General features: G+C 35.4%; 20 protein-coding genes and 1 riboswitch. Of the genes, 15 read left to right on the top strand and 5 right to left on the bottom strand.

Features of this window, described 5'->3' with window-relative positions; genetic code table 11:
- The first annotated feature begins 8 nt into the window (after window positions 1-8).
- The 4 genes from ligA (at window position 9) to uvrB (ending at window position 6,144) form a co-directional block, all read left to right on the top strand.
- A complete protein-coding gene (gene ligA, locus ACSYSF_RS03690) occupies window positions 9-2,042 on the top strand; it encodes an NAD-dependent DNA ligase LigA (RefSeq protein ID WP_489868536.1) in 2,034 nt (677 codons plus the stop codon).
- Window positions 2,043-2,089: 47 nt separating this feature from the next.
- On the top strand, window positions 2,090-3,286 hold the full coding sequence (locus ACSYSF_RS03685) for a CamS family sex pheromone protein (protein ID WP_489868535.1): 1,197 nt from the start codon (window positions 2,090-2,092) through the stop codon (window positions 3,284-3,286).
- A 102-nt stretch (window positions 3,287-3,388) separates the two neighbouring features.
- Entirely contained in the window at window positions 3,389-4,024 is a 636-nt protein-coding gene (locus tag ACSYSF_RS03680; protein WP_489868534.1) for a YfbR-like 5'-deoxynucleotidase, read from the top strand.
- 107 nt (window positions 4,025-4,131) lie between these two features.
- Window positions 4,132-6,144: an excinuclease ABC subunit UvrB gene (uvrB, locus tag ACSYSF_RS03675; protein ID WP_489868533.1), complete on the top strand. Its 2,013-nt coding sequence runs from the start codon at window positions 4,132-4,134 to the stop codon at window positions 6,142-6,144.
- A 114-nt stretch (window positions 6,145-6,258) separates the two neighbouring features.
- Here the strand turns inward: uvrB and ACSYSF_RS03670 are convergent, their stop codons facing one another.
- Both ACSYSF_RS03670 and ACSYSF_RS03665 read right to left on the bottom strand, forming a co-directional pair.
- Window positions 6,259-6,513: a hypothetical protein gene (locus ACSYSF_RS03670; RefSeq protein WP_489868532.1), complete on the bottom strand. Its 255-nt coding sequence runs from the start codon at window positions 6,511-6,513 to the stop codon at window positions 6,259-6,261.
- Window positions 6,514-6,515: 2 nt separating this feature from the next.
- Window positions 6,516-6,941: an HIT family protein gene (locus ACSYSF_RS03665; RefSeq protein ID WP_489868531.1), complete on the bottom strand. Its 426-nt coding sequence runs from the start codon at window positions 6,939-6,941 to the stop codon at window positions 6,516-6,518.
- Window positions 6,942-7,060: 119 nt separating this feature from the next.
- On the opposite strand from ACSYSF_RS03665, the gene ACSYSF_RS03660 reads away from it, so the two are divergent.
- The 3 genes from ACSYSF_RS03660 to trmB are packed head-to-tail and all read left to right on the top strand — an operon-like array spanning window position 7,061 to window position 9,519.
- On the top strand, window positions 7,061-7,759 hold the full coding sequence (locus ACSYSF_RS03660; protein WP_489868530.1) for an ABC transporter ATP-binding protein: 699 nt from the start codon (window positions 7,061-7,063) through the stop codon (window positions 7,757-7,759).
- A gap of 4 nt (window positions 7,760-7,763) precedes the next feature.
- Complete coding sequence (locus ACSYSF_RS03655) at window positions 7,764-8,873, top strand: ABC transporter permease (RefSeq protein WP_489868529.1); 1,110 nt, start codon at window positions 7,764-7,766, stop codon at window positions 8,871-8,873.
- Window positions 8,857-9,519, top strand: coding sequence for a tRNA (guanosine(46)-N7)-methyltransferase TrmB (gene trmB, locus ACSYSF_RS03650; protein WP_489868528.1), 663 nt, complete (start codon window positions 8,857-8,859; stop codon window positions 9,517-9,519). The genes ACSYSF_RS03655 and trmB overlap by 17 nt, the downstream gene beginning before the upstream one ends.
- Before the next feature lie 181 nt (window positions 9,520-9,700).
- Here trmB and ACSYSF_RS03645 read toward each other — a convergent pair whose 3' ends face one another.
- On the bottom strand, window positions 9,701-11,041 hold the full coding sequence (locus ACSYSF_RS03645; protein ID WP_489867045.1) for an ISL3 family transposase: 1,341 nt from the start codon (window positions 11,039-11,041) through the stop codon (window positions 9,701-9,703).
- Between the two features lie 157 nt (window positions 11,042-11,198).
- Window positions 11,199-11,624, bottom strand: a complete 426-nt coding sequence (locus ACSYSF_RS03640) for a DUF2507 domain-containing protein (RefSeq protein WP_489868527.1) — start codon at window positions 11,622-11,624, stop codon at window positions 11,199-11,201.
- Window positions 11,625-11,731: 107 nt separating this feature from the next.
- Here ACSYSF_RS03640 and ACSYSF_RS03635 point away from each other — a divergent pair, with 107 nt between their 5' ends.
- The 8 genes from ACSYSF_RS03635 to ACSYSF_RS03600 all read left to right on the top strand — a co-directional run bounded on the left by ACSYSF_RS03635 (window position 11,732) and on the right by ACSYSF_RS03600 (window position 19,632).
- Window positions 11,732-12,628, top strand: a complete 897-nt coding sequence (locus ACSYSF_RS03635) for an ADP-ribosylglycohydrolase family protein (protein ID WP_489868526.1) — start codon at window positions 11,732-11,734, stop codon at window positions 12,626-12,628.
- Window positions 12,629-12,700: 72 nt separating this feature from the next.
- On the top strand, window positions 12,701-13,651 hold the full coding sequence (locus ACSYSF_RS03630; protein ID WP_489868525.1) for an AEC family transporter: 951 nt from the start codon (window positions 12,701-12,703) through the stop codon (window positions 13,649-13,651).
- Window positions 13,652-13,833: 182 nt separating this feature from the next.
- Window positions 13,834-15,240: a Sapep family Mn(2+)-dependent dipeptidase gene (locus ACSYSF_RS03625; RefSeq protein ID WP_489868524.1), complete on the top strand. Its 1,407-nt coding sequence runs from the start codon at window positions 13,834-13,836 to the stop codon at window positions 15,238-15,240.
- Window positions 15,241-15,287: 47 nt separating this feature from the next.
- A riboswitch (TPP riboswitch) is annotated at window positions 15,288-15,385 on the top strand.
- Between the two features lie 71 nt (window positions 15,386-15,456).
- The gene (gene thiD / locus ACSYSF_RS03620; RefSeq protein WP_489868523.1) at window positions 15,457-16,266 is read left to right on the top strand and encodes a bifunctional hydroxymethylpyrimidine kinase/phosphomethylpyrimidine kinase; all 810 of its coding nucleotides are present in this window, start codon (window positions 15,457-15,459) and stop codon (window positions 16,264-16,266) included.
- A 5-nt stretch (window positions 16,267-16,271) separates the two neighbouring features.
- Window positions 16,272-16,892, top strand: coding sequence for a TenA family protein (locus ACSYSF_RS03615; protein ID WP_489868522.1), 621 nt, complete (start codon window positions 16,272-16,274; stop codon window positions 16,890-16,892).
- A 56-nt stretch (window positions 16,893-16,948) separates the two neighbouring features.
- Window positions 16,949-17,248 (top strand): MTH1187 family thiamine-binding protein, encoded by a 300-nt coding sequence (locus ACSYSF_RS03610; protein WP_489868521.1) that lies wholly within the window; start codon window positions 16,949-16,951, stop codon window positions 17,246-17,248.
- Window positions 17,249-17,439: 191 nt separating this feature from the next.
- Complete coding sequence (locus ACSYSF_RS03605) at window positions 17,440-18,714, top strand: OFA family MFS transporter (RefSeq protein WP_489868520.1); 1,275 nt, start codon at window positions 17,440-17,442, stop codon at window positions 18,712-18,714.
- A gap of 117 nt (window positions 18,715-18,831) precedes the next feature.
- Complete coding sequence (locus tag ACSYSF_RS03600) at window positions 18,832-19,632, top strand: TraX family protein (protein ID WP_489868519.1); 801 nt, start codon at window positions 18,832-18,834, stop codon at window positions 19,630-19,632.
- A 66-nt stretch (window positions 19,633-19,698) separates the two neighbouring features.
- On the opposite strand, the gene ACSYSF_RS03595 is transcribed toward ACSYSF_RS03600, so the two are convergent.
- Window positions 19,699-21,384, bottom strand: coding sequence for a glycoside hydrolase family 13 protein (locus ACSYSF_RS03595; protein WP_489868518.1), 1,686 nt, complete (start codon window positions 21,382-21,384; stop codon window positions 19,699-19,701).
- Between the last annotated feature and the right edge of the window lie 64 nt (window positions 21,385-21,448).

Genomic DNA, 21,448 nt, shown 5'->3' with positions numbered 1-21,448 from the left:
GATTGGTCATGAGCGAGGTGACACTTACAGATCCACATGAAGCAGCTGAATTAATGTCTAAATTACAGGCTAAACTGCAACAATGGGCAAAAGAGTATTATGAAAATGATTCCCCGACTGTTGAGGATGCCGAATATGATCAAACATATAAACAATTACAAGAATTAGAAACAGCTTTTCCAGAACTAGCGAAAGCTGATTCAATCACGCAACAAGTAGGTGGACATCAAACTAAGTCTGATTTACCTAAAGTTGCTCATGAAGTACCCATGCTGTCATTAGGTGATGTTTTTTCATTTAATGAACTAGGTGATTGGATGACTGCGACACAAAAATCATTTACTGAGCCATTAGAATATAATGCCGAACTAAAGATTGACGGACTAGCAATTAGTTTAATTTATGAAAACGGTCAACTTATCCAAGCTTCAACTCGTGGTGATGGTAATATTGGTGAAGATGTCACGAAAAACATCAAACAGATTAAAGAGATTCCTAATAAGTTAAACGAATCAATTTCAGTTGAGGTTCGTGGCGAAATTTATATGCCTAAAAAAGCGTTTGTTGAATTAAATGCTAGTCGTGAACGTGAAGGCTTACCAACTTTTGCTAACCCACGGAATGCCGCTGCGGGTTCATTACGTCAATTAGATCCACAAGTAACCAAAAAAAGAAAATTGGCAACATTCTTGTATCAAGCAGTTGATGCTGTTAGGACTTTAAATGTCACGACGCAATCAGAATTATTAACACGCTTGCACGACTTAGGATTGCCAACCAATCCCACTAATGCGGTTGTCTCAAATATGGCGGATGTGGAATCATTTATTATTTCACAAACGGATAATCGTGATAATTTGTCTTACGGTATTGATGGTATTGTAATTAAAGTTAATTATTTAAACTATCATGAAGAATTAGGGAATACAGTTAAAGTACCCAAGTGGGCAATTGCTTATAAATTTCCACCTGAAGAAGCACAAACAACTTTGTTAGATATTGAATGGACAGTCGGACGAACAGGTGCTGTTACACCAACTGCTGTGATGACACCGGTACAATTAGCTGGTACAACTGTTGCGAGAGCTTCTTTGCATAATGCTGATTATTTAGTAGCCAAAGATGTACGTTTAGGAGACACCGTAACTTTGCATAAAGCAGGCGATATTATTCCTGAAGTTGGTAAAGTGATATTAGACAAACGACCAAAAGATAGCGTTGCTTATGAGTTACCAACTGTCTGTCCAGCTTGTCATAGTGAATTAGTACACGTAGATGGGGAAGTTGCCTTACGTTGCATTAATCCTGCATGTCCAGCACAAGTAAAAGAGTCACTAACTCATTTTGCTTCACGCAATGCAATGAACATTGATGGTTTAGGCCCTAAAATCATTACGCAATTATTAGCACATAATCTCGTAGCCAAGGTAACTGATTTATATCGTTTAACATATGATGATTTAATCGTACTTGATAAATTTGGCGATACAGCTGCTAATAATTTATTAAATGCGATTGAAGGATCAAAAAATAATTCAGTTGAACGGTTACTCTTCGGTCTAGGAATTCGAAATGTTGGTGCTAAGGCCGCTAAAACAATTGCAGCAAAATTTGGTAACCTTAATGCGATTTCGCAAGCATCACCTGACGAAATTGCGGCAATACCAGGCTTGGGACTTACAATTGGCGATAGCATTGCCCAATATTTTTCTACCGAACAAGCGCAACAATTATTGGTTGATTTGGCGAATTTAAACGTTAATTTAGCCTATACTTCAGAAGTTGCTATAGTTGATAATCCAGAATTTTCAGGCAAGAAAATTGTCTTAACTGGTGCATTATCGTTGTTTTCACGTCGCGATGCAACTAGTTGGTTAGAATCTCAAGGAGCGATTGTTGCTAGCTCAGTTTCTAAAAAAACTGACTTACTAATCGCTGGCGAAAATGCCGGTTCTAAATTGACAAAAGCCCAAGATTTAGGGATTGAAATTTGGTCAGAAAAACAATTGCGTGATACTATGGATAATAGTGAAATGGAATAAAATGTGCTAGACTGATAGTGAGTTTAGACTACTAAAGGAGAACACGTATGCGTGCAGTAAAATGGATTGCTTCAATTGGTTCGATTATTATACTAGTTGCAGCATTAGTTTTCTTTGGGAATTTTTTCTCAAAAAATTCTTCATCTGTATCCAACACAAGTAATAATAAAGCAGCCTCTTCAGTGACAAAATCAAGTTCAAAAAAAGGTATTCAAGTTACAAGTAAAAATGATAACTCATCTTATCAAACTGTAATTAAGGATGGCCGTTATCTAACTAGTAAAGCTCGTGGTGTTACTGCTTCACAAGAAAATAATAATTTTAATCAAGTAGGTTTTGAGAGCGGTTTACTAAATTTCTCAAAAGAACACTTTAGTACATCTAAGTACATCTTCCAAGAAGGTCAATATTTGACAACTGATCAAGCAAATGATTGGTTGGATCGACAATCAGATAGTAATAAAGATGGTCTAAATCCAAAAGACAATGGTAAAACTGACAATAGCCGTAACCCAATTTACTTACAAAGTATTGAAGAGCAAGATTTTATGACTAAAGATGGTAATAATCTTAAGTTAAACGGTATTGTTATTGGTCTTGCAATGAATACACAAGACACTTACCAGAAAGAGCAATACGGTGCAAACTTTACCCAAGATATTAGTAAGGCCGACCGTGTTAAACAAGGTCAAAGCATGGCAAATGAAATTGTTAAGCGTTATCGTCAAATGAATGGTGTTGGTAATGATATTCCAATTTATGTTGCAACATATGCTCAAGCAAAAGATGATTCACTATCTGGTGGTAATTTCTACAGCTGGAACGTATCAAAATCAGGCGATAAATTAAATTCATGGACCAACTTAGATAACAAGACAGTGGTCTTGCCAATGCAAGCAGGTGAAGAGCAAAATGATAAATCAGTAAGTACTAAACTTAACACAAGTTTCGTTAACTTCTCTAACAACATTGAAAGTTTCTTCCCTAACTTATCATCTGTTACCGGACAAGCTTCATATGAAGGTAATGATTTGAAGGGCTTGATGATTTCAGTTTCAACCCAATTCTATTCAGCAACCGAAATCGAGAGTTTTGCTAACTACATTGCGCAAAGTGCGCCAAACTACTTACCTAGTGGTGTACCGGTCAAAATTAAGATTGAAGCTTCAACTGGTATGCAAGCTTACTTAACTAAGAGTTCGGATAGTGATAAATATAAAGTTACTATTTTAGGTTCATATTAATAGAAATAAAAAAGTCACAGCAATGTGACTTTTTTTCTTGCATTTCGATAGACATACACGTAATATAATTAAAATGTTTATTTTATTAGGAGGCTTAGATTAATGGGAATGCATCAATATTTGTCAGGGTTAAATGAGTTAGAAATGATTTCTCGTGCACCTGGGTATTTTAAATATCAACCACATTCAGTAGCCGCCCATTCTTGGAAGGTGACCGAAGCAGCCCAATTTCTGGGTGATATTGAAGAGGCTAGTGGCAATGAGGTTGATTGGCGGATGCTTTATGAAAAGGCATTAAACCATGACATTACCGAGCGATTTATTGGTGACATTCGCACACCTGTTAAATATGCTTCAGCAACATTGCGTCATATGTTAGCTGATGTTGAAGATACATTATCTGATAACTTTATCCGTACAGAAATTCCTGAAGAACTCCAAGAAGTCTATACTCGTCGTCTCCATGAAGGAAAAGATGATACTTTAGAAGGTCGTATTTTATCAGTTGCTGATAAAGTTGACTTGCTATATGAAGCATTTGGTGAATTACAAAAAGGAAATCCTGAACCGGTATTTACGGAAATTTATAAAGAAAGTCTAGAAACGATTTTTGCTTTCCGTGATATGCCAAGTGTTGCTTATTTCATTAAAGAAGTTTTACCTGAATTATTAAATGAGCAATTCCCAGGATCTGAAAAGTTACAACGTATCTATATTGGCATTTTCAATGCTGATTAGTTATATCATGTAGATGTAAAAAAGATTTATAATAAAATTAGGTAGCTGAATTTTAATTACTGACTCAGCTGCTCTTTTTGTTAAAAAGGGGGACGTAGTTAACAAATATGATTACTCGTCAAGAAGATAATAAATACGATTTAGTATCCAACTATCAACCCACAGGTGATCAACCTGAAGCGATTAAAAAACTAGTTAATGGCCTTAAAAATGGTGTCAAAGAACAAATTCTATTAGGAGCTACAGGTACTGGTAAGACATTTACAATTTCAAATGTTATTGCCCAGATTAATAAACCAGTTTTAGTATTGTCACACAATAAAACATTGGCTGGACAATTATATGGCGAATTTAAGGAATTTTTCCCAAACAACGCTGTTGAATATTTTGTTTCTTATTATGATTATTATCAACCTGAAGCCTATGTGCCATCATCAGACACTTATATTGAAAAAGACTCTTCAGTTAATGATGAAATTGATAAGTTACGAAATTCGGCGACGGCTTCATTACTAGCTAGAAATGATACGATTGTCGTTGCTTCAGTATCATCTATTTTTGGATTAGGTAGTCCAGAACAATATCATGATCACGTTATTAATGTACGTGTCGGTGATGTGTTAGAACGTAATGATTTAATGCATCGTCTTGTAGACATCCAATTCCAACGTAATGATATTGATTTTCAACGTGGTCGCTTTAGAGTACGTGGTGATGTCTTAGAAGTTTTCCCAGCATCATCTGATGCGAAAGCTTTAAGAATTGAATTCTTCGGCGATGAAGTTGATCGTATTCGAGAAATTGATTCATTAACTGGTGAAGTAACGGCTGAGTTAGATTTGGCAACAATCTTTCCGGCAACTCACTTTATGACTAATGATGCTATTCGTGAGCGTGCTTTAAAGACAATTCAAGCTGAACTAGATGATCAATTAAAGAAACTTGAGGATGATGGTAAATTACTTGAAGCACAACGACTCAAGCAACGTACTGAATATGATATCGAAATGATTCGAGAAATGGGTTTCACCACTGGTATTGAAAATTATTCTCGTCATATGGATGGTCGTAAACCTGGCGAGCCACCATTTACGTTATTAGACTTTTTCCCAAATGATTTTGTTATTATTGTCGATGAGTCACACGTTACCATGCCACAAATACGTGGTATGTATAAGGGTGATCGCGCACGTAAGGAAACTCTAATTAACTATGGTTTCCGTTTACCATCAGCTTTAGATAATCGACCATTACGTTTAGAAGAATTTGAAAAACATGTTAATCAAATTGTCTATATGTCAGCAACACCGGGTGATTATGAGACTGAACGCGTACCAGAAGATGAAGTCACGCAGCAAATCATTCGACCAACCGGCTTACTTGATCCAGAGATTGAGGTACGACCGGTAATGGGCCAAATTGATGATTTGATTGGTGAAATTAACGAACGTATTGCCAAAAAAGAACGTGTCTTTATTACGACTTTAACGAAGAAGATGGCGGAAGATTTAACTGACTATCTAGAGGATGTTGGTATTAAAGTTAAATATTTGCATTCAGATATTAAAACACTAGAACGTACTGAAATTATTCGTGATTTACGAATTGGTAAATTTGATGTCTTAGTTGGAATTAATCTATTACGTGAAGGAATTGACGTGCCAGAAGTATCACTAATTGCAATTTTGGATGCTGATAAGGAAGGGTTCTTACGTAATACGCGTTCCTTGATTCAAACAATTGGTCGTGCTGCTCGAAATGAAAATGGGCATGTTATTATGTATGCTGATAGCATTACAGCATCTATGAAGGAAGCGATGGACGAGACCGCTCGCCGTCGAAAAATTCAAATGCAGTACAACGAGGAGCATAACATTGTGCCCCACACGATTAAAAAAGAAATTCGTGATTTGATTAGCGCCAGTCGTGAAGTTGACGATAACGACAAAGAGGGGAGCTTCACTGAAGTTGCATTTAAAGACATGGCCAGTGATGACCAAGAAGCAATGATTGCTAATCTAGAAGATCAAATGCGTGCTGCAGCTAAGCGCCTTGACTTTGAGGATGCTGCTAATTTGCGTGATACCGTTATGGAATTGAAACTGCAAATTGGTAAATAAAAAAAGTACTATCAATATAATAAAATCTCTATTGCTACTAGATTATATCGTCTAGCGGTAGTAGAGATTTTTATTACTGAAATACTTTTCATAATTCATTTATTAAATTGTATTTTATTTTTTCTTTTTTGGAAAATTTTCCAAAGTTTCCGACATATGTGCTTGTGCTTCACTGATTCTATCTAAGTGTGGTTTATTTTTAAAATTCATCTGGTTTACTTTTACTTGTAAATCACTAACTAATGAATTAATATCATCTACTGAAGCTTTAAGATCATTAATTGAAGTTTTTAAATCATTAACCGCAGTTTTTTCATCATTAACAGCACTTTTCACATTACGAAAACGATTTTTTGTTTTTTCAAACATAACTAATCCTTTTCAAATTGGGCAGCAATCTTTTGTGCACGTTCTTTATAAATTTCTTCAGTCATTTCATCACTATGATCTAACACAGGAATCTCATAACCATCCCCCTCATAACGAGGTAGTAGGTGGAAATGTGAATGGAAGACTGATTGACCAGCATACTCACCATTATTGTTAATAATGTTTAGACCAATAATACTGTCATCACTCGCTTTAATCGCGCGCGCAATTTTTGGTAAGACACTTAAAACTTGTGTTGCTAGTTCATCATCATACTCAAAAATATTGGCAACATGCTTCTTAGGGACAACCAAAGTATGACCAGGTGTTGCTTGTGTTAAATCTAGAAATGCTAAGACATTATCATCTTCATATACTTTATATGAAGGAACGCTACCATCAATAATTTTATCAAATATATCTGACATCTTTATATTCCTCCTCTAACTAATTTTATTATACCGTTAATTACAGTTTCTGTCTTTTAGAAATATTCAAAAAATATTTGGTAGAATAGAATAAACAACAAGAAATAAAGGTACTTATTATGACTTTAAATATTAAAAATTTATCAGGGGGTTATGGTCAACTAACCGTCTTAAAAGATATTAATTTTACGATTCCAACTGGCACACTAACTGCCTTGGTTGGTCTAAACGGTTCTGGAAAATCAACCACGATTAATCATATTATTGGCTTGTTAAATCCTAAAAAAGGCCAAATTACATTAAATGATTTATCACTTACGGAACAACCCGTTGATTACAAAGCACAAATTGCTTACATTCCTGAGCAACCTGTCGTTTATGAAGAATTAACCCTTAAAGAGCATCTTGAATTAACCATTGCATCTTATCATCTTAATGAACAAACTGCTTGGGAACGGGCACATAAATTACTGAAAACATTTCGTTTAGATGATAAATTAACTTGGTTTCCAACCCATTTTTCAAAGGGTATGCGCCAAAAAGTTATGATTGTTATGGCTTTTATTACTGATGCCAATTTATTTATCATTGATGAACCATTTTTAGGACTAGATGTCATTGCTGTTAATGATTTATTAGCTTTAATTGATGAACGTAAACAACAAGGAACAACTTTCTTGTTAACAACCCATGTTTTGCGAACAATCGCCGATCATGCTGATCAATTTGTTTATCTAAAAGACGGTCAAGTCGCTGCTAGTGGGGCTGCCAAAGATTTTGCAACACTGGTACCAGAATTAGCGGTAGATGAGGGATAAAAATATGGTATTAAATCATTTATTTAAACAGCGACTGGCAAATCGTTGGCAAAAGTACTTTAAGTATTTACGGTATGTATTTAATGATCATGCTGTGTTAGCACTTTTTTTCCTACTAGGAGCAGCTGGTTTGGGTTATCAGTCATTATGGCAAAATATTGCCATTAACTTCTGGACACAGCTAGCATTGATTATCGTTATACTATTAACTTTTCTAGTATTTAAAGGGCCCGCAAATTATACTAAATCAGCTGATGCTACCGCCTTATTAGGTGATGAATCGGCTCTACGACGAATGCTGCAACAAGCGACTTATTATAGTATGGCTGTAAATGGTCTTGTAGAAGGGCTATTGATTTTAATTCTCTGGCCGATGGTTTTTAGGTTATTTACCCAAAATATTTGGATAGTAACCTGCGTCACAATTATTTTAATTCTGACAAAAATGGTACTAACTTACACAATCGCCAAAAAGCAGAGTCAATTTGAAAATACACAAAATTCACAATTAATTAATTGGCGACGCCTAATTGCAGCAGAAGAAAATCATCAATTTGTCGTTTTATCATTTTATAATTTATTTATTGATGTACCAGGCATTACACCAAGAATTAAACGCCAAAAGTGGGCTGATACGCTAATTAAAAAATGGCCTGGCCAAAAGGACTTACCACTAACAAAACTCTTTATAACAGCGTTTATTAGACGAACACAGTATATTAAACTATGGCTACGTCTAACCATAATTGGTGTTGGTGCTGCTTGTTTTACAACTGGCTGGTTACAAACAATCTTATTATTACTACTTTTGTACTTACTAGTACTACAATTAATACCATTGTATGACGTACATAAGCATATCGTTTTCAACTTTTTGTATCCAATAAGTAATATGCAACGCTTACGATCATTTCAATTAGCCATATTACCATGGCTAATAGGCACACTAATTATATGGATTGTTATGTCATTTATCATTACACCTGATTTTAATTTGTTAGCTCAAAATATATTAAGTCTTGTCCTATTAGGGACCATTTTGGTATTCTGGTATACGAAACAAAAAACTATTAAAAGCACACAAAGGAGACATACTCGTGCGTTTACGAAATAAAAAATGGGCTCAGCCTTGGTTAGAACAACATACAGACTTAGTAATTGACCAAGACCGTGCTGTTGCATTAAAAGGTAACTGGCAAAGTATTTTTAGTCAAAAGCAACCTTTACAAATTGAAATTGGTACTGGTAAAGGACAGTTTATTATTGGTATGGCTAAAAAATATCCAGAAATCAATTTTATTGGTATGGAAATTCAAGAAGCAGCCATTGCCGTAGCTGCTCGTAAAGCGGATGAAGACGAGGCAGATTTACCTAATCTAAAATTTATCTATGGTGATGGTGCTGGGGTAGATACTTATTTTACTAAGGGTGAAATTAGTAAGCTTTTCCTTAACTTTTCTGATCCATGGCCTAAGAATCGCCATGAAACGCGTCGTTTAACATATAAAAGTTTCCTAAAAAGTTATCAAGCCGTACTACCAGCTGGTGGAGAATTAGAATTTAAGACCGATAATCGTGGCCTTTTTGAATATTCATTATATTCATTTGCTAATTTTGGTATTACTTTCCAACCAGGTGGTATTTCATTAAATCTTCATGAAGATGAAGACAAAATGGTTGATAATGTCGAAACTGAATACGAGCAAAAATTCTCGTCAAAAGGTTTTCCAATTTACAAATTTGTCGGATCCTTTGATTAAAACAGAGTGCGCCAAAATTCGGATTCAGGCCTTTGGCGCACATTAATAGTTACCAACTATACCAAAAGCACTTCAACCAAACAGCGTTGAAGTGCTTTTTTACGGCTCAATTGCAAATAGCGTGAAAATCATGAAATTGTCTAATTGAGTTTGTGAAATTGGCTCGTAAATTTGATGTTAACTACATCGGATTTATGGGCCTTTTGCTTATTAATAAGCAATTAAAAGTATTTTGTAATGCATGGTGATTAAATAGTTCAAAGCGAATTCTTAAAGCGTAAGCTTTAAAACTATGAAAGCCATAAGATGTACGATTAATTTGCTTAATACGACGATTGATGCCTTCCATACGACCATTTGAGTAGTTGTTTAGGAAGGCATTTTTAATGCCTTTTAAATTCTTTTTGTAACTACTAATAACTGAATCCATTGCGGAATGGTTAAATTGATAGTTTTCTAAAATTGTTTGAAAGTCTTCAAAGGCACGATGACGTTGGGAATTTAAAACAGCTTGATAGACTTCATAAGTCTGTTTGAAGTTGGGAGAAATATCAAATACTAATCGTAATGCATCTTGTGGGTACATAAATTCGTTAATACCTCTAAACCAGCGTGCCTGTTGGAAGTTTAAACGATTTTCATCTGTAATAAAGAAACGCCAGTTTGCTTTGAGCAGTTTATAGATACGACTTTTATGGTTATCTAAACTACGTTGTAAATTAATACGTGTACTTTGAACAGCTTTTAAAGCCAGTTGAATAATGTGAAAACGATCAATAATCAATTGAGCATTGGGAAACATTGTCCGTAAAGGTGTTTGATAGTTTGCATTCATGTCGGTGATAACAAATTGAACATTCTCTCGATTAGCTAGGGCGTAATTGGAAAGGTTCTTTTTAATTTTAGGACCAGTTCGTTTGGAAAATAGTTCAATTAAATCACTGGTCTGGCCATCAATCATTTCAAAACTAAATTGGTTTTTAGCGTAACGAATTTCATCAACACAAATGACACTAGGCAAAGCACGCTCGTAGTTAGTTTGATAGGCTTCAGCAGCATTATTCATTAAGCGATTAATTTTACTAGTAGATAAATGTAAGATGTGTGCAATTTCCTTTTCAGAAATATCACGTTTAGCCAAATCGATAATTTGATAAAGTAATGGACGTGTAATCTTAGAACGTGGCATAAAATCACATGATTGAGCGATTAAACTTTTAAGGCAATTACGACATTGATAACGCTGTTTTTTAACGGATAGTACTTGTTCAAAACCATTAGCTGTGGGTAATTGATAATCGGCTGTATCTTTACCATTTAAATAAACGTTATCTAACAAGGGACAACCACAGCTAGGGCAACGTTCAGGCAGTGTATTTAAACTTGCACGATAGCGCAATACTAAGTGATGATCATGTCCTTTAGGAACCACCTCATTAAAAGTACCGTCATTAGAAATTAAAAAATTGATATTTTTATCTGTCAAACCAACTGAATTTAAGATAGAATCATTTATAGACATCGATAAATACCTCGTTTCTTATTGTGTGGACAACTATATTTTACGCCGGTATTTTTATTGGTGTCTTTTTAATTGTGAAAAAGAGCAAAATAAAAGCGTGAAATTTTTACTTTCACGCTAAAAAGTATAGAGCCTTTTTTACATTATTGAGTAATATTTATTCAGGCAAAGTAACTGGCACCTCAGTCATAACTGTAAACGTAACTGAAGTCTTGTTTTTCTCCCATTGGGCTTCGGTACCACATTCTGAAAGTTGCTGTATTTGTTGAGCTAAGAAACCAGCTTCTAATGAGAAACTAGCTGCCTCATTATTTTGCAGTCTTTCTTCAATGACAGGACCATTTAATAACCATGTTTGTTCGTTTGACTTTTGGTCTGTCTTGGTCAAATAACCAAAACCTGCTGACATAAAGAAATTTTGAATTTCGTTAACACCGGATGTTGTCATTTTCGTTGCCAATATTTTACCAGCCCAGTAATTAATTTCAGGTTCATCATCCTGTAACAATTCTGGTAATAAGTAATCGCGTAACAATATCAGTGAAAAGTTATCAAAATCTTGATTTTGTATTGATTCTGTCATTATTTACTCCTTTTAACGTTCACAAATAATTATAATGTATTCTTACACTGTTTGCCAATACTTTACATGAGTGTTACAATTAAAATCTTGAAAGGATGGCAAGTTACATGGTTTTACCGTATAATCCCCTAAATAATAGTACATTAGGTTTAGTTACTGGTGATTTAATGGCACAAAAAATTCATGGTCAAACTACCTCATGGAGTGGTGATTCCGCTTTAACGTTAGCAACAATCAGTAGTTTATCATATGGATACAACTTAACTGATTTAATGAATCGTTATTTAGATTGGTATCAAAATGGTGAATACAATAATCTAAATGAACGACCAGAAGAGGTTGGCAAAACAACTGTTTTCGCTTTAAACAAATATTCACATACCAAGGACCCATTTAATTCAGGTGGGCGAGATATCTCTGATAATGGGAATGGTGCGCTAATGCACATTACACCAGTTGTTCTCTATTTGCGATCTAAATATGGCGAAAACTTCATTTTACATGATCCAGCAATGTTGGTCTTACATCAAGTTACCGGCTTAACACACAATCATCCCCAATCATTGATTGCTAGTGGTATTTACGCCATACTCGTTAATAACTTGTTACAAAATATGTTACCTGTTGAAGCGGTTGACGCTGCCATTAGTAGCTCCTATGAATACTATTCACAACATCGTATTTTTGCTGAACATTTATCAGCATTTCAAAATCTAAATAAACCTGATCTTAAAAGTGTTGCAGTGACGTCATTACATACATCGGGTTATGTTGTTGAAACACTAGAAGCTGCAATTTGGGTTATTTTAAATAGCACTAGTTTTAGTGAGGCATTAGCACTAGCACAATCATTACCTGGCGAACCAAATCGGGTTATGCCATTGGTTGGTGCTTTAGCTGGCATCTTGTATCATCAAGAAATTACTGATACTATCAATAACGAAGATTTCGCTGAAGTATTGAAAGTTCTTAAAATAGCTGAACAGAGTCATAATTTCAATTAGTAACATTGCAAAGATGGCGAAAAACCATCTTTTTTATTTAGAATTTTATAGAAAGAAGGCATTTTTAACCTAATGGACGCTTTAATTAGTAGTATCACCGGTGTTTTAATGATTTTAGTGTTAGTTGCCCTAGGTTTCTTTTTAGTCAAAGGTGGCGTTTTTAATGACGATGATGGCCGTATTAGCAGTTTCTTATCTGGCTTTATTACAAAAGTTGCTATGCCAGCATACTTAATTGTTCATATTCCACAAGACTTTACACCCAAAACACTATTAGCAATGGGGCACAATCTATTTTTCCCCGTCGCTAGTATGTTATTGTTATTAGTCTTATCATTCTTTATCGCTAAAATAATTCACGTTGATCCAAAGCATAAAGGGTTATTTCAATCATTATTGTTTAATTCAAATACAATCACCGTGGGTCTACCAGTTAATATGGCGTTGTTTGGTACGAAAAGTTTGCCATACATCTTAATTTATTACATGGCTAATACAACTATTTTTTGGACGTTGGGTGTTTATATGATTTCACTTGATGGAAAGCATAACAATAAACATTTTAATTTACGGGAAACATTGTCAGGTATGTTTAATCCGCCAATGATTGCTTTGATGGTTTCATTAGTCTTTGTTTTTTTGCATATTAAATTACCTGAATTTTTAGTCACTGATTTAAGTGAACTAGGTGATACTAACGTGCCATTAGCGTTAATCTTTATTGGATTTGCAATTGCTAAGACACCACGAAAAGATTTGTTACCTAATCTTGAAACCACGACCTTAGCATTAAGTCGTTTTATTCTAGCACCAGCAACAATGGCCTTAATAATGTTGCCGTTCGATTTGCCAACATTATTAAAACAAGTCTTCATTGTTCAAGCAGCGATGCCTGCCATGACTAATGCGGCGATTATGGCGCTCCATTATAATGCAGATTACAAATTTGCTTCAATCAGTATCACACAAACAACTTTGCTGATGCTACTGGTTATTCCGATTTTAATGTTAATTATTACATAATAGACAATCAAACGACTAAGGTTAATGTTAACTTCAGTCGTTTTTTGTATAACAACAATTAATATACATTAATTTATGTATATTTTTAGCTTTTAGACTTGTTTTTTAGAATTTAATTGCATATTATTACATTTATTGTTAGTATAATGGTACATTAATTAAATTACTTGGGGGATTTAAATATGACAACAATACAACCACAAAGTTATTACACCAACTGGCTAAACGACTTAAAATCACTGTTATCAATTGCTTCTGTGCGTGATGATTCTTTGGCTTCAACCGAAGCACCTTATGGACCAGGTCCGAAGGCGGCTCTAGACTTTATGATGTCAATCGCTGAACGAGATGGTTTTGAAAACATTGGTACAGTTGGTAACCGTGCCGGTTATATTTATATTGGACCAGAAAACGATGATGATCCAATTGGTGTGCTTGTGCATGTCGACGTTGTCCCTGTCAATGACCTTGATCAGTGGCAGAGTGATCCATTTATTCCAGTAATCAAAGATGACAATTATCTCTATGCCCGTGGTGCAAATGATATGAAATCAGGGGTTATGCTAACTTATTATGCAATTAAAGCCATTCAAGATGCTAACATACCACTTAAGCATCAAATCCGTTTCATTATTGGAACTGATGAAGAGAGTGAATGGGCTGATATGCATCAGTACTTTGCTGAAGAAGGTGCACTTAATCATGGCTTTTCACCAGATGGGTCGGCCGATTTATCATATGGTGAAAAGGGGATTAGCCAATTAGATTTGTATTTTAACAGTACTAACGATAGTGATAGTGATATTCAATTGGACAATTTCCACAGTGGTACTGCAACAAATGTGCTACCGGGATTTGCGACAGCCACTGTAACTGGCATTGATCCAAGCGACTATACGACATACTGTGACAAAGCTGGCGTAACCGGTGATGTAAAACAAATTGGTGACGAAATTACTCTAAGTTTACAAGGTGTTGCAACCCACGCTGCCCGCCCAGAAACTGGTAAAAACGCTGCCACATACTTAGCTAATTACTTAGCCCAATTTGATTTCAGTGATAATGCAGCTAACTTCTTACAATTTATCGGTCAAAAACTCCACGAAGATCCATTTGGTGAAAAATCAGGTTACGGTAAAGCTGAGCCAAAATTAGGTAAGACCAGTCAAAATATTGGGATTACTGATTTTGTCGCTGGTGAAAAAGGGCACATTAATTTGAACTTCCGTTACTCATTAACTTTTGATGAAGCCAACACTGTTACTCAAATCTTAACTAATGAACCATGGCTTTCAAATATTGACCGTGATCCAGCCAGTTTGGTGCCACATTATGTTGGTAAAGACAATCCAGTTGTCACATTATTAGCAGAAGCTTATAAATCAGTAACTGGTTCATTACCTGAACAAGGTGTCGGTGGTGGGGCTTCATTCGGCCGTTTAATGCCGAATGGTGTTGGATTTGGTGTAATTCCAACTAGTGAACCTTCATTAGCTCACAAGGCCAATGAAGCCTTTAATTTAGACAATTATGAAAATGGCTTCAATGCTTTAGTGACCGAAATATTAGCTTTATCAGATAATTTATAATGTACATTGACCATGCCTATGTATCATGAGATAATTAAGGCAGTTAAATAATTTACTAGGGGAGCTTTACGCTGAGACGATTAATTATCGGACCCTTCGAACCTGTTTAGTTAGTACTAACGAAGGAAAGTAATGGTAAAATGCGATTTCACACACAGAAACCAGGAATTTCCTAGTTTCTGTGTTTTTTTTATGCCATATATTTTGGAGGACATTATGATAGAGGTACCACAAGTTGTCACAATTGCATCAATTGATTCCAGTGGGGGAGCTGGTGTCAATGCTGATTTAAAAACGTTTCATAATCAAAAAGTATACGCAGCGACTGTTATTGTCGGTTTAACAGCCCAAAACACATACGGGGTACAAGATCAATATCCAATTCCAACTGATTTCATTGGTGAAGAATTTAAAAGTATTGCTGATGATCTTAATATTCGAGCCGCCAAAACGGGGGCCTTATTAGATGCTCAACGGGTTCATGCAGTTGCAAATGCATGGCAACAGTATCAATTTGGCAAGTTAGTTATTGATCCGGTAATGGTTGCTAAAGGTGGTGCTCATCTACTGAGTGATCAAGCCATTTCAACAATGATTACTGAATTAATACCACAAGCCTTTTTAATTACACCGAATTTGCCAGAAGCTGAAGTTTTGGTTAACAAAACGCTTGATACAGATACCGCCATCGTACAAGCAGCTCGTGAAATTCAACAAATGGGTGTTAAAAATGTCTTAATTAAGGGTGGCCATCGTAGCGACGATAACAATAATTTTGCTGATTACATTTTATATGAGGATGGGACATCTGAATGGTTTAGCATGCCTGGTATAAAAACTAATCGTACTCATGGGACTGGTGATACTTTATCAGCATTCATCACAGCTAATTTAGCCAAGGGTTATGAATTAAAGAATATTATGCCCAAAGCTAAACAATTTACGTATGAGGCCATTCGTCAAACTATTAATGTTGGCCATGGTCATGGGCCGCTCAACCACTGGGTCGAAACGAATATGGAGTAAAGACAATGAATTATCATAATTACTTATTAAATCAATCACAATCAATTTTAGATAATATTTATCAGTCTTCATTTGTAAAGGGCATTGGCTTTAACAACTTAACCCAAGCGCAACGCGATTATTACGTTGCCCAAGATACGTATTATACTGATAAATTTGCGCATTTATTTGATTTAACAACTGCTAAATTAACGCATGAACAACAAGCTAGTAAACCACGACATGTGGATGAATCGGACCCTCATGATGCATTACTACCAAGTCCAGCTATGCTAAATATTCCACCAGATGATCATAACTTGGCATATCTAGATCACATGGAAAAAGCGATTACTAATGGTGATGCCACCAATGCAATGTTGGCATTATTACCATGTACAGAATCATATCATTTAATTGGTAAGCATTACTTAGGTGCGACACCAGATAATGTATACCTACCATGGTTAGAATTCTATACAAGTGATGACTACACAACCTTAACGCAATGGAGTTGGCAAGTGGTTGATGAACAAGTACCTGACTGGACAAAGTTAACATTAGATAAGCAAAATGAATATTTAGACACTTATTTAACTTCTTATCGTTATGAATTATCATTCTGGGAACATGCTGCTGAACATTAAATAACCGGTATGAATGTTATAATAGAAGTATCTTATATATAAGGAGAAAATATAAAATGAATACATTAATTTCAGTTGCAATTGCACCATTTGGTGTTGGCGATGAACTAAGTAGTTATGTTGATGATATTATTGGGGTAATTGAAGCATCTGGTTTAACTTATAAAACTTCATCTATGGGTACCGAAATTGAAGGTGAGTGGACTGAAGTAATGGATACTGTTCAAAAAGCAATTAAAACTTTAACTGATAACGGTATTCGTGCCTATGTTTCATTAAATGCTGATATTCGTCCGGGTCATACAAACACAATTGAAACCAAATTAGAAAAAATCAATCATAAGTTAGAAGGTTAATTTTTTGTAATTTATTAACATTGAGAGCTAAGGCATATGTCTTAGCTTATTTTTTATGTTAAATACATAAAATTCTTATTATTAGCATATTTTATATAGACATTTCCTAAAAACAGTACTATATTAGTACGGGTAAGCGTTTTCGCAAGTAACGTTATGCATTATTTTTTAGGTTTTAGGAGATTCTTATTATGCAAGCTGCAACATCGTCGTCACAAGGACGTCCCAAAGTTGTTAACCGCTGGTTAGTTATCTTAGGAACAGTTCTTGTTCAATTAGGAGTAGGTACTTTTTATGCGTGGAGTATTTTTAATACACCTATTTTAAAAATGTTTAATCAATTAGTTATTGATTCCAAAACTGGTAACCCAGCTACGGTTCAACCACATTTAGGATCAATTTCATTGATTTTTTCTATCGGTGCATTATCACTATCATTATCAACCATTTTCGTTGGTGCGTTAGTTAAAAAATTTAGTGTCCGTAAAGTTACAATCACTGCCGGAATTGTATTTGGTTTAGCTACAATTATTGCTTCATTTGTTAAATCATCAGATCAATTATGGTTATACTATCTTTCTGTTGGTGTTATGTTAGGTGCTGCTGATGGTATTGCTTATATGGCAACACTTTCAAATGCGATTAAATGGTTCCCAGAAAAAACTGGTTTGATTTCTGGAATTTCTGTTGCTTTTTATGGGCTTGGTTCATTTGTATTTAAATATATTGATTCAGCCATTTTAGGAAATGATCTAGTTCATAATTTGCCATACGCATTAATGGGTTGGGGACTACTTTCAATGGTATTAATCGTTGGTGGTGCGTTACTTATCCATGATGCACCTGATACACAATCGGACGAAGCTGTTGATGATCCAACCCATCATGAATTTACAACTCGTGAAATGTTACGGACACCACAAGCATATTTGCTATTTATTGCCTTGTTAACAATTTCTTTGTCAGTATACTTGACTGGAATTGCCGCTAACTTGGGAACTAATTTAGCTGGTCTAGATGTGACACAAGCAACTAACATTGTTGCCTTAGTAGCAATTGCTAACACTGTTGGTCGTTTCTTAATCGGTTCATTATCAGATAAGTTTGGCCGTAAGCCAATGTTCATTCTTTCATATACGGTAACGTTTATTGCCGTTGCAACATTAGCATTCAGTAGTCATCTTAGCGTCCCTGTATTCTATACAGCTATGATGGCTGTTGGTTTCTTTTTTGGTGGTACGATTACTGTTTATCCAACGATGGCCGGTGATTACTTCGGACTAAAGAATCATAGTCAAAATTATTCATTGATTTATCAAGGATTTGGCTTTGGAAGTCTAGCTGGCGCTGTTATTCTATCACTAGCAGGTGGTAACTTAGCAGTTGTCTTTAACGTTTATCTCGTTATGTTAATCGTTTCATTAATTATTTGGATTTTCATTAAGAAACCAGTGTACCGTGGTTAATTAATTATCAAATATAAATTTAAAAGCTACTAATTTAAAAAAATTAGTAGCTTTTTCTATACTATTTCGTATATAATACTGTCTAAGGCAATATTATATACGAAATAGGAGTTACTTATGTCAACACAAACAGTAAAAAGCCATTTTGGCAAGTTAACAACCTTTGATATTAAAATAATTGGTATCGTGCTAATGGTTGTTGATCACTTTCATCAAACTTTTGTTCCATTAGGGGCACCGGCATGGTTAGACTGGTTTGGTCGTCCTGTCGCAACCTTATTCTTCTTTACAACCGTACTTGGTTTCACATATACGCATAGTAAAAAGAGCTATATGTTACGTTTATACATTAGCATGGTTGTCATGGCCATTTTAATGAGTCTAACACAACAAATTATTGGTTTTGATAAAGTACAACTAATTAATAATATTTTCCGTGATTTGTTTATCGGTACCATTTTTATGGCTGGTGTTGATCAATTCGAAAAGGTTAAAGAGGGGCAAGCTGCTAAGCATGTTAGCTTAGGTATTTTACTATTCTTGCTACCATTCTTACTATCAATTATTGTCTTGCCATTAACATCTTCATTAGATCCTTCATATACAGGTAATCAACTACTCTTGCAAGCCGTATTAGCATTTGATCCAGCAATTCTGTTAGCTGAAAACACACTTATGGTACTCTTGATTCCTGTCTTATATATTTTCCGTAATATCCGTTGGGCACAATTACTAAGTATTGCCGTTGTTGCTTTAATTTACGGATTGATGGGATCAACACAATGGTTAATGATCTTTGCGATTATCCCAATTGCTTTGTACAGCGGTGAAAAGGGACGTGGTATGAAATCTTTCTTCTATATTTTCTACCCAGCACATATTATTATCCTATACGCATTAGCTGCTTGGCTTTATTAAAAAAATACGTACAATACAAAAAGGCGCACATCGCATTGATGTGCGCCTTTTGTCACGTACAAATTATTATTTTGCGTAACGGTAAACCTTTGCTTCAAATGGACGTAGGGTAGCACCCTTGTCATCATCGTAGTTACTAATCAATACTTCAGCATTTTCAGGCACGTCATATTCACGTGTTTGTTCTTCTTCAGTAAAGTTACTAATAACAAGCAATTCTTCATCATCACCAACACGCTTGTAAGTATATACTTCAGCGTCTTCTGGATCCAACAATTGGTAGTGACCAGTAGTGATAATAGGTAATTCATGACGAAGCTTAATCAACTTTTGGTAGTAGTAGAATACTGAATTCTCATCAGCCAAAGCATCTTCAACGTTGATCGTATCATAGTTATCATTCATCTTTAACCATGGGGTACCATCAGTAAAGCCAGCGTTCTTACCAGATGTCCATTGCATTGGTGTACGAGCATTGTCACGACCCTTATAGTGAACGTAACGCAACAAGGTATCGTCATCGATTAAGTGATCCTTATTAACTAAGTACTCACGAGCATTTAGGATTTCGATATCGTTGTAATCATCCCAACCCATATTGTAAGCGTTTGTCATACCAATTTCTTCACCTTGATAAATGTAAGGCGTTCCTTGCATAAAGTGTAGAAGGGTAGCAGCCATCTTAGCTGAAACAACTCGGAATTCAGGCTTGTCACTTCCATAACGACTAACGGCACGTGGTTGATCGTGGTTATTCCAGTATAGTGAATTCCAAGCAACACCATCTAATTCATATTGCCACTTACTTAGGTTTTCCTTTAGCTTAGGCAATGAAACGCGCTTGTCATCCCACTTACCCAAAGCAGCATTAGGGTTATCATCCAATTCCATGTGTTCGAACTGGAAAACCATGTTCAACTCTGAACCGTCATTTACAGCGTACTTCTTAGCATTTTCGATATCAACACCTGATGCTTCACCAACAGTCATCATATCAGCATTGTTTAATACCTTTTGACGCATTTCTTGTAGGTATTGGTGAACACGTGGTCCGTTGGCAACGGCACGGTTTGAATTACCATAAATATCACCTTCAGGAACCTTACCATCTGGGTAACCATCTGGCTTTGAAATCAATGAGATAACATCCATACGGAAACCATCGATGCCCTTGTCAACCCACCAGTTCATCATGTTAAAGACAGCATCACGCAACTTTGGATTCTCCCAATTCAAATCAGGTTGTCCCTCAGCGAATAGGTGTAGGTAATATTGACCAGTTGTTTCATCAAACTTCCAAGCAGAACCTGAGAAGAATGAACCCCAGTTATTTGGCTCATGACCATCTACTGGATCACGCCAGATATAGAAGTCACGCTTATCGTTATCCTTGCTTGAACGGCTTTCAATAAACCACTTGTGTTGATCAGAAGAATGGTTAACAACCAAATCCATCACAATCTTTAGACCGCGCTCATGGGCTGCAGCTAACAAATGATCGAATTGTTCCATGTCACCAAATTCAGGATTGATACTTTGGTAATCAGAAATATCATAACCATTATCTTTATTAGGTGATTCATAAACAGGGTTCAACCAAATGACATCAGCACCCAACTTCTTAACATAATCCAAGTGTTGCTCAATACCCTTTAAATCACCGATACCATCATTATTAGTATCTTGGAATGAACGAGGGTAGATTTGATAAACAACCGAATTTTGCCACCATTTAATATCTTCTTGTTTCATCATTAACCTCCTAAAAATCGTTATTATATAAACAATAAACTACTATAAACTAAACTAAACTACT

This window comes from Weissella sp. ESL1139 (assembly GCF_058506735.1).
This window is presented reverse-complemented; position numbering and strand designations above follow the sequence as displayed.